Genomic DNA, 11,840 nt, shown 5'->3' with positions numbered 1-11,840 from the left:
ATGAACACGCCGCCCCCGATCACCGGCACGATGCGGATCCTGATCCTCGGCGGGACCGGCGAGGCGAGTGCCCTGGTCCGGTCGCTCGCAGGCGGCGCGGATCGCGCCGTGACGCTCTCGCTGGCGGGACGGACGGCGGCGCCGAAGCCCGAGCCTGTGCCGACCCGGATCGGCGGCTTCGGCGGCGCCGAGGGTCTCGCCGGCTACCTGCGGGCGGAGGCGATCACCCGGCTGATCGACGCGACCCACCCGTTCGCCGCGCGGATGTCGGCCAACGCCGCGCGCGCGGCGGCCCTGACGGGCGTGCCGCTCCTCGCGATCCGCAGGCCGGCCTGGAACCGCGAACCCGGCGACGACTGGGTCGAGGTCGACGGGATGGAGGAGGCGGTCGCCGCCCTCGGCGCGGAGCCCCGGCGCGTGTTCCTGACGATCGGCCGGCAGGAGGCCGGGGCCTTCGCGGCGGCGCCGCAGCACAGCTACCTGGCGCGGACGGTCGAGCCGCTGGGCGGGATCCTGCCGGTGCCGCATCTGACCGCCCTGGAGGCGCGCGGACCGTTCGACGCCGCGTCCGAGACGGCCCTGATGCGGGCCAGCCGGATCGAGATCGTGGTCAGCAAGAACGCGGGCGGCGCGGCGACCTACGGCAAGATCGCGGCGGCGCGCGGCCTCGGCATCCCGGTCGTGATGGTGCGGCGGCCGGGCAAGCCCGACGTGCCGAGCGTCGCGGACGCCGCGGGCGCGTGCCGCTGGCTGGACGCGGGCGATCACACCGATCCCTCGACCTTGCGGGCGGTGTAGACGAAGGGCGCCCGGCCCGCGCGCGGGATCAGCCGCGTCGTCGAGGCGCCCAGGATCACCATCGTGGCCATGTCGGCCGGCACCGCGGGCGCCTCGGCGAGGGTCGCGACGCGGATCGCCTCGTCCGGCCGGCTGACGGCGCGGGCGAACATCACCGGCGTCTCGGGCGCGCGGATCCCGGCCGCGATCTCCAGCGCCGCCCCGAGCTGCCAGGGCCGGGCGGTAGAGATCGGGTTGTAGAGCGCCACCACGAAATCCGCGCGCAGCACCGCCTCCAGCCGCGCGGTCACGACCGGCCAGGGTTTCAGGTTGTCCGAGAGCGAGAGCGCGCAGAAGTCGCCGCCGAGCGGGGCCCCGAGCCGGGCCGCGGCGGCGAGCATCGCGGTGATGCCCGGCTCCACCGTGATGGCGAGGTCGCGCCAGCCGGGCTCGCCGTACTCGACCGCCTCGAACACCGCCGCCGCCATGGCGAAGACGCCGGGATCGCCGCCGGAGACGACCGCGACCCGGCGCCCGGAGGCGGCGAGCTGCAGCGCGTGGCGCGCCCGGTCGACCTCCACCCGGTTGTCGCTGGCGTGCCGGACGATGCCGGGACGCTCGGGCACGCGGGCCACGTAGGGGAAGTAGCCGACGACGTCCTCCGCCGCGTCCAGCGCCCGGCGGGCCGACTCGGTCAGCAGGGCCGCGTCGCCCGGCCCGAGGCCGACGACGGTGAGGCTTCCGCTCACGGTCGGCGGCCCTCTCCGGGCAGGAGCACCATCGAGAAGTAGGGCGCCTCGTCGTCGGCCTTGTCGGCCAACATCACGACCCGCTCGCCCGCCATCGTGCCGCGCTCCACGTAGACGGCGCGCGCCAGCAGCCCGGCGGCCGACAGGGCGGCCCGGACCTTCGGCAGGTGCCGCCCGAGCTTCATCACCACGGCCGCGTCCGTGCCGCGCAGGCGCTCGGTCAGCGCGTCGAGCGACAGGGTCGCCGGCAGGACGGTGAGGACGTCGTCGCCCCAGGTGATCGGCGTGCCGGCCCGGGTCCAGCAGCCCGACATGCCGGTGACGCCCGGAATCACCTCCACGGGGAACCGGTCCTTCAGGCGCCGCCAGAGGTGCATGAACGAGCCGTAGAAGAACGGATCGCCCTCCGACAGGATCGCGACGTCGCGCCCGGCGCCCAGGTGATCGGCGAGCTGCCCGGCCGCGTCGTCGTAGAATCCGGCCAGCGCCGCGACGTAGTCCGGGTGCTCGGGATGGATCTCGGTCGTGTAGGGATAGGCGAGGGCCATCTCGCGGGCCGGGTCGCGCAGGATCGCGTCCGCGATGGTGCGGGCATTGCCCCGCCGGCCGCGCTTGCAGAAATGCACCAGCACGGGCGCGCGCATCAGGATGCGCTGCGCTTTCACGGTCAGCAGCTCCGGATCGCCCGGGCCCATCCCGACGCCGTAGAGGGTGCCGGTCACCGCGGCCGCGGGGATCTCCTCGGTCGGGCCGTCGAGGCGTTCGAAACCGTCCATCACTCGACCTCGCTGGCGAGCGCGTTGACCGCCGCGGCCGTCATGGCGCTGCCGCCGCGCCGCCCGTGCACGACTACGAACGGCACGCGGCCGTCCCGCGCCAGGGCCTCCTTGGACTCCGCCGCGCCGACGAAGCCGACCGGGATGCCGATCACCGCGGCGGGCGGCGCCACGCCGGCATCGAGCAGCTCCAAGAGCCGGAACAGGGCGGTCGGGGCGTTGCCCACCGCCACGACGCTGCCCGGAAGGTGCTCCCGCCACAGCTCCATGGCGGCCGCGGACCGGGTCGTGCCGAGGCTCTTGGCGAGATCCGGCACGCGCGGGTCGCCCAGGGTGCAGATCACCCTGTTGTCGGCCGGCAGGCGGGCCCGGGTGACGCCGTCCGCGACCATGCGGACGTCGCACAGGATCGGCGCGCCGGCCTTCAAGGCCGCGACGCCGGCCTCGGCGAAACCGGGCGCCATCTCCACGTCGGCCGGCAGGTCGGTCATGCCGCAGGCATGGATCATGCGGACGACGACGCGCTCGGCGGCGCCCGACCAGCGCCCGAGATCGGACTCGGCGCGGATCATCGCGAAGGAGCGCGCGTAGATCGCGCCGCCGTCGCGGATGTAGTCGTAGCGGGACGGGGACTCGTGGGCCGCGGCCGGCTCCGATCCTGTCTGGCGCAGGGCGTTCTGGCTCGCGCTCATGCCGGTCTCTTGGTCCTCCCGCATTCCGAAGGGGTGGTCTCCGGCGCGAAGGCGGCGGAAAGCCCGTCGATCTCGGCCCTTCCTAGCCGCTCCAGCACGGCCTCGATAGGGAGATCCATCGCCGGCTCATCGCCGGGCGCACCCCCGATCACCACGCCGTAGAGGCCGTCGCGGCCGACGAGGGTCAGGTCGGCCGGGCCGGGCCGCGCGCAGCCCTTGGCGCAGCCCGAGACGTGCGCGGCATGCCCCGCGACCGCCAGGGGGCCGAACGCCTCCGCGAGGCGGGCCGCGTCCGCGAGCGTGGGGGTCGATCCGGAGGCGCAGCCCGGCGCCCCCGTGCAGGCCGCGATCGCGCGCCGCGGATCGTCGGGGACGACGATGAACTCCGCCGCAAGCGCCGCAATCGCGGCCGCCGCTTCGGCAGCGGCCGGCGCCAGCATCACGAAGCCGCGCGTGGGGGAGAGGCGGATCTCGTCGGAGCCGATCGCCGCTGCCGTAGCCGCGATCCGGTCGAGGGCGTCGGCAGTGCAGCGTCCGAAGGGCGCGTCGACGGCGACGCTTCTAAGGTCGCGTCCGCCCGCCGGACGTGCCGGCTCCTGTTCCGGAGCGAAGCCCTGGTACGCCTGCGCCGGTCCGGCGCGGGTCTCTCCTGACGGAAGCGTTACGGCCAGTGCCGCCAGTTCGTCGTCCGACAGGTCGCGCATCCGGCGCCGACCGGTCAGCGCGAAGGCGCCGAGCAGGGCCGCCACGTGGCCGGGCGCCGCGTCGGCTGCGCAGGTCAGGAGCTTCCGCGGGGTCTCACCCTGCGCGACCGCGATCGCGACGCGGCCCGGCCCCTCGGCGGCGACGCAGAGATCCGCCTCCGGCAGCGCCCGGCCGGGGCGGCCCTCGACGGCGACCAGGGTCTTGGCCGGCAACCCCTGGATCGCGAGCCCCGCGGTCTCGATCGCCCGGGCGAGGACCGGCACGTCGATCGTCTCGTCCGGGTCGTGGCCGGCCAGGGGGCTCGTGAGCGTCAGGCGCTGGGGGCCGCCGTCGGCGCGCACGTCGCCGAGGCCCCGGGCCGCGAGCCAAGTGGCCAGCGGCGCGCGCGTCGCCTCGGAGACGCCGCGGATCTGGAGATTGGCCCGGGCGGTGAGATCCAGGTGCCCGTTCCCGAAGCGCCGCGCACCCTCCGCCACGGCGCGGGCCTGATCGAGGGTCAGGATCCCGAGCGGCGGGTGGACGCGCGCGAGCAGGCCGTCGCCCGTCGGCATGGGACGCGTCAGACCGGGGCACCAGCCCCGGCGGGCTGGCGCCTCGGGCAGGGCGCGCCGATGCGGGGCCGCGCTCACTCGGCGGCCTCGCGCATCAGAGCGTCGGCCGGGAGGGCGTTGCGTCGGCTGTGCCAGAGGCCGCGGTCCCGGGCCTCGTCGAACCGCTCCAGGATCGCGCGGGCCGCGGCGGGGTTGGCGGCGCGCAGGCGCTCGAACACCTCGGCGTCGGCGATCCAGGCCGCGTAGAGCGCCTCGAAGCCGGCATCCGTCACCGCGTCGCTCGCGGCGGCCAGGACGAAGACCGCGTCGAGCCCCTGGGCGAGTTCCTGCGCGCCCCGGTAGCCGTGGCGCAGCTGGGCCGCGATCCAGCGGGGATCGGCGAGGCGCCCGCGGATCAGGCGGGCGGAATCCTCCCGGGCCGTCCGCGCCTTCGGCCGTTCCGGGACCGACACGTCGAGGCTGTAGAGGGTGGGGCTCGCCCCCTCCAGGGCCGCCGCCGCCGCGAAACCGCCCATCGCGTCGACGGCGGCGTCGCCGTCGAACAGGTCGCGCTCGGCCACGTCGAAGGCGTGGAGATAGGCGTCGGCCGCCGCGACACGGGCGGCGAAATCGGCGTCGGGCCCCTCGCGGTCGCCGTAGGCGTGGCCGCTCGCAGCCAGGTAGGCGCGGCCGAGGTCGGCGCGGCCGTCCCAGGCGCCGTCGAGGGCCGTGGCGGCGGTGCCGGCGCCGTAGCGGCCGGGCGCGGCCCCGTAGACGCGCACCGACGCATCGCCCCGCCGGCGCGCCGCCGCGAGGGGATTTTCGTCGTCGGTCTCGTCCCGGTCCGCCACGGCGCGGGCGGCGCGGTCTAGCAACGCCAGCGTGTCGGGGAAGGTGTCGCGGAACGCGCCGGAGACGCGGACGGTGACGTCGATCCGCGGCCGGTCCAGCATGGCGAGGGGCAGGATCTCGAAGCCGGTGACGCGGGTGCTGGCATGGTCCCAGACCGGCCGCACGCCCATCAGGGCCAGGGCGTGGGCCACGTCCTCGCCACCGGTGCGCAGGGTCGGCGAGGCCCAGAGATCCATGACGATCCGGGCCGGATAGGCGCCCTCGTCCTGGAGGTATCGGGTCACCACGGCGGCGGCCGCCCGCTCGCCGAGGAGCGCGGCGGCGCGGCTCGGGATGGCCCGCGGGTCGAGGGTCGCGAGGTTGCGCCCGGTCGGGAGCACGTCGGCCCGCCCACGGGACGGCGAGCCCGAGGGGCCGGGCCGGACGAACCGCCCGTCGAGGGCCGCCAGCAGACCGGCGTGCTCGGAGTCCGCGCTCGCCGCGACGGCGTCCGCGGCCCCGTCCGGCGCGCGGGCGAAGACGTGCAGGCCGTCGCGGAAGACGGTCTCGCCGAGATCGCAGAGATGGGCGTCGAGCCGCGTCAGCGCCTCGTCCATCGGCGTGTCCGGGCCGATCCCGGCACCGTCCAGCAGTCCGGCCGCCCCGGCCTCCTCCAGGATGGCGCGGGCGATGAGGTCCGCGCGGCGGGGGTCGAGCACGCTGGCCGCCGAATACTCCTCCACCAGCTCGCGGAGCCGGGCCGCCTCGGGTGTCAGCGCGTGGACGGCGGTGTCGGGCGTCAGGTGCCCGAGCGCCACGCCGCCGAGGCGGCGCTTGAGCGGCGCGGCCTCGCCCGGGTCGTCGACGATGAAGGGGTAGATCACGGGCAGCCCGCCGACGCAGAGCGCCGGGAAGCAGTTGGGCGACAGGGCCACGGCCTTGCCCGGCAGCCACTCCGCGGTGCCGTGCGTGCCGAGCTGCACCAGGGCGTCGAATTGCTGCCGCAGGCCGAGATGGAAGGCCAGGTAGGCGTGGGTCGGGGCGCGGTCGAGGTCGTGGTAGCCGGTCTTGCGATCGGGGTCGCGGCCGCGGTCGGGCTGGAGGAAGACCGCGAGGGCGCCGTCCCGGACCATCCGGAACCGGAAGGCGCCGTCGACGCAGGCCGGGTCCGCCTCGGCTTCACCCCAGCTGTCGGTCACGGCGGCGCGGACGTCCTCGGAGAGCGTGCGCCACCACGCCGCGTAGGCCGCGAGCGGCACCCGGAACGCGGCCGGGCCGTTCGCGAGCGCCGCCATCAGCGCTCCGGGCTCCGGAAGCGCGCCCGCCGCGTAGCCCGCGGCCGCGAGGTCGGCGGCGATCGCGCGGGCGCTCGCGGGCGTGTCCAGGCCGACCGCGAACCCGGCCCGGCCGCCTCGGGCGGGATAGTCGGACAGGACCAGGGCGACGCGACGCGCCGCCCGGGGCAGGGCGGCCAGCCGCAGCCATCCCGCGGCCCGGTCGGCCAGCGCGGCGATGCCGGCCTCGTAGGGCACGGCGCGCCGCTCGGCGAAGCCGGCGATCTCGGCACTCTCCTCCTTGAACGAGATCGGGAAGCCCGAGAGCCGGCCGTCGAATTCCGGCAGCGCGACCTGCATGGCGAGATCGGCCGCGCCGAGACCGCGGGCGGAGGCCTCCCAGGCCGCGCGGGGCGACCCCACCGTGAAGGCCTGGAGAACCGGGCAATCGGCGCCGTCGAGCACGAAGCCGGTCTCGTCCTCACGGGCCGAGAAGGCGGTGGCGGCGATCACGAGGTCGGGCCTGCGCGCGCGCACGGCCGCGGCGACCGCGGCGGCGGCCTGCGGCTCCTTCAGGCTCGACACGGCCATCGGCAGCACGCCGATCCCGCGCGCCCGCAGGGCGGCGGCGAGGGCGACGAACGGGCCGGTGTCGCCGCCGAGCACGGCGGAGCGGTAGATCAGCAGGAGCGCGACGGGCTCCGCCGCGCTGCGCGCTCCGGCGAGCGGGATCGCGGTTGCGGCCGCGGCGAGGGTTGCCTCGAGGGGAAGAACTCCGCAGCCGGGGCACCAGGGAAAGCCGCGCGGGAGCGGCACGGGCGGCTCGACCGGTCCGTCGGCGCCCAGGCGAATCGCCAGGCGCCGCAGCATCCGCCGCAGGTTGTCGGGGCCGCCGGCCCGGAAATAGGCGTCGAGCTGCCCGGCGAGGTCGGGATCGGTGGAGAAGGCGGCGAGGCGCGGATCCGGCCGGTCGTCGCCCGGCAGGACCGCGAGGACGACGCCGTGCGCCCGCGCGGCCTCGGCGCAGCGCTCGATCCCGTAGCGCCAGTAATCGAGCCCGCCGAGGCAGCGGATCACCACCACCTTGGCGCGCGCCACGACGCGCTCGACGTAGAGGTCGACCGAGAGCGGGTGCCGCAGCTTGGCGAGCTTCGCGAGCCGCAGGCTCGGCAGGCCGGGCTCCGCGGCGTGGGCCTGCCCGACCGACGCGAGGTCGCTGTCGGTGAAGGACAGCACCACGAGGTCGCCGGGCTCCTGCCCGAGATCCACGGCCGCCTCGCCCTCGTCGAGGGAGACGGCATCGATGCGCACGAGATGCACCGCGGCGGCCCCTAGAGCGAATTTGGGCGGGCGTGCGCGACCGGCCTCATCCCGCGAGGGCCGCCGCGACGGCGTTCTTGTCGAAGCCCTTGAGGCCGATCACCACCAGCGTCCCGTCGCGGGCTTCCCCGGCCCGCCAGGGGCGGTCGAAATGATGGGTCACGCGCCGGCCGACACCCTGCACCACGAGGCGCATCGGCTTGCCCTCGACCTCGGCGAAGCCCTTGATGCGCAGGACGCCGGCGGCCTCGGCCGCCGCCTCGACCCGGGCCGCGAGATCCCCCGCGGTCACCGCCGGGCGCACCGGCAGCGCGACCGTCTCGAAATCGTCGTGGTCGTGGTCCTCGCCCTCGCCGTGATGCGAGGGGCGGGCGTCGAGATCGTCCTCGGCGGCCGCGCCGAGGCCGAGCAGCACCCGCGGGTCGATGGCGCCGTTCTCGGTCTCGACCACCTTCACGGCGCGAGGGAGGTGCCCCTCCACCTCGGCACGGACCCGCGCCCGGGTCGCGGCGTCGATCAGGTCGGCCTTGTTGACGACCACGAGGTCGGCGCAGAGGAGCTGGTCCTCGAACACCTCCTCCAGGGGGTTGTCGTGGTCGACCGACTGGTCGGCGGCCCGCTGGGCCGCCAGAGCCTCCGGATCCTCCGCGAAGGCGCCCGAGGCCACCGCCGGGCCGTCGACCACCGCGACCACGCCGTCGACGGTCACCCGCGAGCGGATCGCCGGCCACTGGAACGCCTGGACCAGCGGCTTCGGCAGGGCGAGGCCCGAGGTCTCGATCAGGATGTGCTCCGGCGGCTCGGCGCGGCCGAGAAGGGTCTCCAGCGCCGGCACGAAATCGTCCGCGACCGTGCAGCAGATGCAGCCGTTCGGCAGCTCGACGATGGCGTCCTCGGTGCAGCCCTCGACGCCGCAGGCCGCCAGGAAGGACTTGTCGAAGCCGATATCACCGAACTCGTTCACCAGGATCGCGAGGCGGCGCCCCTTGGCGTTCTCGACCACGTGGCGGACGAGGGTCGTCTTGCCGGCCCCGAGGAAGCCGGTGATGATGGTGCAGGGGATCTTGTTCACGAGGGTCATTCCGCGGGCTCCAGGGTGCCGGCGGGGACCGGGCGGGGTTCTGGGAAAGGGGGAATGCGGGCGATCACGCCCTTGCGGAACGCCTCCGGACGCTCGCGCCAGGGCACGATGCCGTCCGGGGTCGCCGCGTAGGCCGCGAGCCCGCCGAGGATGATCTCGGCCGAGGCGGCGGGATCCATGTCGCCGTAGACGTAGGTCCAGCGGTCGGCCGCGGCGACCGCCACGGTGCAGGGCCGCTTGCAGACCGACAGGCACTCCACCGCCTCGACCCGCAGGTCCGGCGTGGCGCCGCTCCGCGCCCGGAGCGCCTCCAGCAGGCGGGCCCCGGCGCGGGGCCCGTCGGGGTCGTCGTCCGGCCGGCGGCAGGTGGTGCAGACGTAGAGAACGGTCTCAGGCACGGGCCGCTCCCCGATCCGCGCCGCGGGCGAAGGCCTGCCACGCCCAGCCGAGCCCCAGCCCGATCAGGATCCAGAACACGAAGCTGATGGCGAGCGACCGCGCGGCGAATTGCGCGGCGAGCGCCGCCGGAAGTTCGGACGCGGCCTCGGGCGCCTGCGGGGCGCCGACGACGTGCGGGGCGATGATCAGGACGAGCCCCCCGAGGATCGTGATCAGCGCGCGGCGAATCGTGATCAGGTAGAGCCCCATGCCGGTCGCCGCGGCGGTCATCACCCACCACGCCTGCCGCGTCGCGAGCGGGGCCGCCGCGCTGCCGGGCAGTTCCGGCGGCAGGCCGAGACCCGGCGCGAGGGCGACGCTGGCGAAGGCGGCCACCGCGAAGGCGAGGCCGACCTGCGGCGTGGGTTCGCGGCCGCAGGCGAGCATCACCGCGCCGAGCAGCAGCGCGTAGCCCACGCCACCCACGAGGGTCGCGAGCCCGGTGAAGGCCATCCGCGGCAGGCCGGGCGCGGGCTGCCATTCCGGCGCGGCGTCGGGCGCGGCATGGTCGTGCCCGGCATGGGCCAGCACGATCGGGAACGCCTTGATCGGGAGCGCCTTGGCAGCCCGGTTCGGCGCCTCCTGCTGCTCGTAGCGCTCGGCCGCGACGATCAGCGGCGAGGTCAGCGTGAGTTCGAGGCCCGTCACGATGGCAGCCGCGAAGAAGCCGGCGGCGAGGGCCGCCGACAGGAGCCGGATGATCATCCCTGGTCCGGGAACGTCAGTGGCAGGGGAAGTTCTGGGTGTGGCGGAAGTCGTGCGCCGCGTTGTGGAGCGCGATCGCCGGCGAGAAGCCCGCCATGAATAGCAGGCCGAGGCCCAGCACGGCCGCGAGCGCGACGGCGATCGGGCGCTCCGACGCGCGGGTGCCGGCGGCGATGGGGGCGAGGGTTTGCGTCGTCATCAGAAGCGTCTCCAGCCGCCCCACCGGCGGCATTGCGGGATCCTGTCGCGACGGCAGGTCTCCTGGCTCGCGGCTCGGCGCGCCCACCGCCTTCCCGGATCGCTCCGGTGGCGCTTGGCGGGCGCTCGCCGCTCACAGTTGCGGGGGCAGCCGCGGAATCGGGGCTTCAAACCCCTCACCGCATTCCCTTTTCACCCCGTCTCCGGGGCACCGTCGCCCGGCCGTTGTAGACGCATGACCGCCAGGACACAACGGAGCGGCGCCGGATCGCGGCCGTTTCCCGCGCCCGCCCCGCGATCGGGGTGGGCTTGACGGCCGCGCCCCGGAGCGGGCACCGCCGCACCCGATACCCGCCCGGCCCCGGCGCGGGCGCTGAACTCCCGGAGACCCGATGGCCCCGACAGACGATCCGACCCCGGTTCTCGTCGATCTCGCGGCCGGCCGTAAGCCGCGGATCGTCTCCGATGCGGGCACGGGAACGACGTGGCTCGAGGTCGACCTCGGCGGCCGCTTCCCGATCCATTCCGTCGCCCTGCGGCCGGGGGAGGGGGCGGTTCCCGCCGAGCCTGGCGACGTCGCGGTGGCGGTCTCGCAGGACGGCGTGACGTGGGCCGAGCCGGACCTCGCTGGCTGGACCGCGACCCCGGACGCCCTCGTCGCCGCGATCGTCCCCGACGAGCGGGCCTGGGCGCGCGCGGTCCGGATCGCCGCGCCCGAACCGGCCCGGATCGCCGGCATCGGCATCCGCGCCGACGAGGCCGCGATCGACCTGATCGCGCTGCGGGCGATGCTCGGCCTCGACGTGACGCTCCTGAACGAGACGCCCGGCGCCAACGTCTACGTCACCTACGCGCTCCAGTCGGCGCCCGACCGCGCCAGCCACGCCCTGGTCGGCCTGTCGCTGTTCGAGAACGGCGCCTTCGGCAACTGCCTCGTCCAGTACATCATCGCGGTGACGATCGCGAAGGCGCTCAACCTGAAATACATCAAGGTGCCCAAGGTCGACCGCAGCAAGGTGATCTTCCTGACCGAGCGGCTGACCTGCGACGGCCTCACCTTCATCCCGCCGGACGAGCCGCTGCCGGCGGACGGCTACTTCCTGTCGGGCCTGTATTTCGACCCGACGCAGTTCGAGCGCGTGACCGCGCTGCGGGGGCCGACGGATTCGCGCGTGATCGTGCAGAGCGTGATCCGGCCGCTGTTCAACGGCCTGCCGAAGAGCTTCCCGGTGAAGCCCCACGACCAGCTCCTGATCCACATCCGGTCGGGCGACATCTTCAGCACCTGGGTCGATCCGCACTATCCGCAGCCGCCCTTCGCGTTCTACCGGATGGTCATCGACCGGCTCCTGGCCGAGGGCCGGATCCGCTCGGTCAAGCTCGTCTTCGAGAACAGACTGAACCCGGTCATCGCCGAGGTGGAGGCGTACGCCGAGCGGCGCGGATTGCCGGTGGAGATCCAGAGCGAGTCGCTGATCTCCGACGTCGCGGCGCTCGTGAACGGCCGCTACCTCGTCTTCGGGCTGGGGACCTTCGGGCCGGGGATCTGCCACCTCTCGGACCACGTCGAGCAGGTCTTCTACTTCGCGTCGAACTGGCCGCAGGGCTTCCAGTCGATCCCCACCATCGGGAAAGTGGTCGAGGTCCGCGATCTCGAGGGCCGCTACATGAAGGTCGGCGAGTGGCAGAACACCGACGCGCAGCGCCGGACGATGGTGGATTACCCGGCCGAAGCCCTCGCCTTCGACGACGCGTGACCGCTGC

Annotated in this window: 11 protein-coding genes and 1 riboswitch; of the genes, 2 read left to right on the top strand and 9 right to left on the bottom strand. The window is 74.9% G+C overall.

The genetic code is table 11. The features are described from left to right. Entirely contained in the window at positions 1-798 is a 798-nt protein-coding gene (locus BM314_RS15365) for a cobalt-precorrin-6A reductase (RefSeq protein ID WP_244539949.1), read from the top strand. On the opposite strand, the gene cobJ is transcribed toward BM314_RS15365, so the two are convergent. Genes cobJ through BM314_RS15320 form a run of 9 tightly spaced genes read right to left on the bottom strand, consistent with a single transcriptional unit; the run spans position 765 to position 10,077 of the window. Further along, positions 765-1,526 carry a precorrin-3B C(17)-methyltransferase gene (gene cobJ / locus BM314_RS15360; RefSeq protein WP_091978809.1) on the bottom strand — a complete coding sequence of 254 codons (762 nt, stop codon included), beginning with the start codon at positions 1,524-1,526 and terminating at the stop codon, positions 765-767. The genes BM314_RS15365 and cobJ overlap by 34 nt on opposite strands. Further along, a complete protein-coding gene (locus tag BM314_RS15355) occupies positions 1,523-2,302 on the bottom strand; it encodes a precorrin-2 C(20)-methyltransferase (RefSeq protein ID WP_091978806.1) in 780 nt (259 codons plus the stop codon). The genes cobJ and BM314_RS15355 overlap by 4 nt, the downstream gene beginning before the upstream one ends. Next, positions 2,302-2,994, bottom strand: coding sequence for a precorrin-8X methylmutase (locus BM314_RS15350; protein ID WP_280142561.1), 693 nt, complete (start codon positions 2,992-2,994; stop codon positions 2,302-2,304). The genes BM314_RS15355 and BM314_RS15350 overlap by 1 nt, the downstream gene beginning before the upstream one ends. Further along, positions 2,991-4,328: a precorrin-3B synthase gene (cobG, locus tag BM314_RS15345; RefSeq protein WP_091978805.1), complete on the bottom strand. Its 1,338-nt coding sequence runs from the start codon at positions 4,326-4,328 to the stop codon at positions 2,991-2,993. Before cobG ends, BM314_RS15350 begins: the two co-directional genes overlap by 4 nt. Next, positions 4,325-7,654 carry a cobaltochelatase subunit CobN gene (gene cobN / locus BM314_RS15340; protein ID WP_091978803.1) on the bottom strand — a complete coding sequence of 1,110 codons (3,330 nt, stop codon included), beginning with the start codon at positions 7,652-7,654 and terminating at the stop codon, positions 4,325-4,327. The genes cobG and cobN overlap by 4 nt, the downstream gene beginning before the upstream one ends. Before the next feature lie 46 nt (positions 7,655-7,700). Further along, entirely contained in the window at positions 7,701-8,735 is a 1,035-nt protein-coding gene (cobW, locus tag BM314_RS15335; protein ID WP_091978801.1) for a cobalamin biosynthesis protein CobW, read from the bottom strand. Continuing rightward, a complete protein-coding gene (locus tag BM314_RS15330) occupies positions 8,732-9,133 on the bottom strand; it encodes a DUF1636 domain-containing protein (RefSeq protein ID WP_020094630.1) in 402 nt (133 codons plus the stop codon). Before BM314_RS15330 ends, cobW begins: the two co-directional genes overlap by 4 nt. Continuing rightward, entirely contained in the window at positions 9,126-9,878 is a 753-nt protein-coding gene (locus BM314_RS15325; protein ID WP_091680780.1) for a CbtA family protein, read from the bottom strand. The genes BM314_RS15330 and BM314_RS15325 overlap by 8 nt, the downstream gene beginning before the upstream one ends. A 16-nt stretch (positions 9,879-9,894) precedes the next feature. After that, positions 9,895-10,077: a CbtB domain-containing protein gene (locus BM314_RS15320; protein WP_026605173.1), complete on the bottom strand. Its 183-nt coding sequence runs from the start codon at positions 10,075-10,077 to the stop codon at positions 9,895-9,897. A gap of 34 nt (positions 10,078-10,111) precedes the next feature. Then, positions 10,112-10,307: riboswitch (cobalamin riboswitch) on the bottom strand. Between the two features lie 161 nt (positions 10,308-10,468). Between BM314_RS15320 and BM314_RS15315 the strand changes: the two genes are divergently transcribed. Continuing rightward, positions 10,469-11,833 carry a discoidin domain-containing protein gene (locus tag BM314_RS15315; RefSeq protein WP_091978798.1) on the top strand — a complete coding sequence of 455 codons (1,365 nt, stop codon included), beginning with the start codon at positions 10,469-10,471 and terminating at the stop codon, positions 11,831-11,833. Positions 11,834-11,840: the final 7 nt, after the last annotated feature.

Origin of the sequence: Methylobacterium sp. 13MFTsu3.1M2 (assembly GCF_900112625.1) — a bacterium.
Taxonomy (GTDB): domain Bacteria; phylum Pseudomonadota; class Alphaproteobacteria; order Rhizobiales; family Beijerinckiaceae; genus Methylobacterium.
This window is presented reverse-complemented; position numbering and strand designations above follow the sequence as displayed.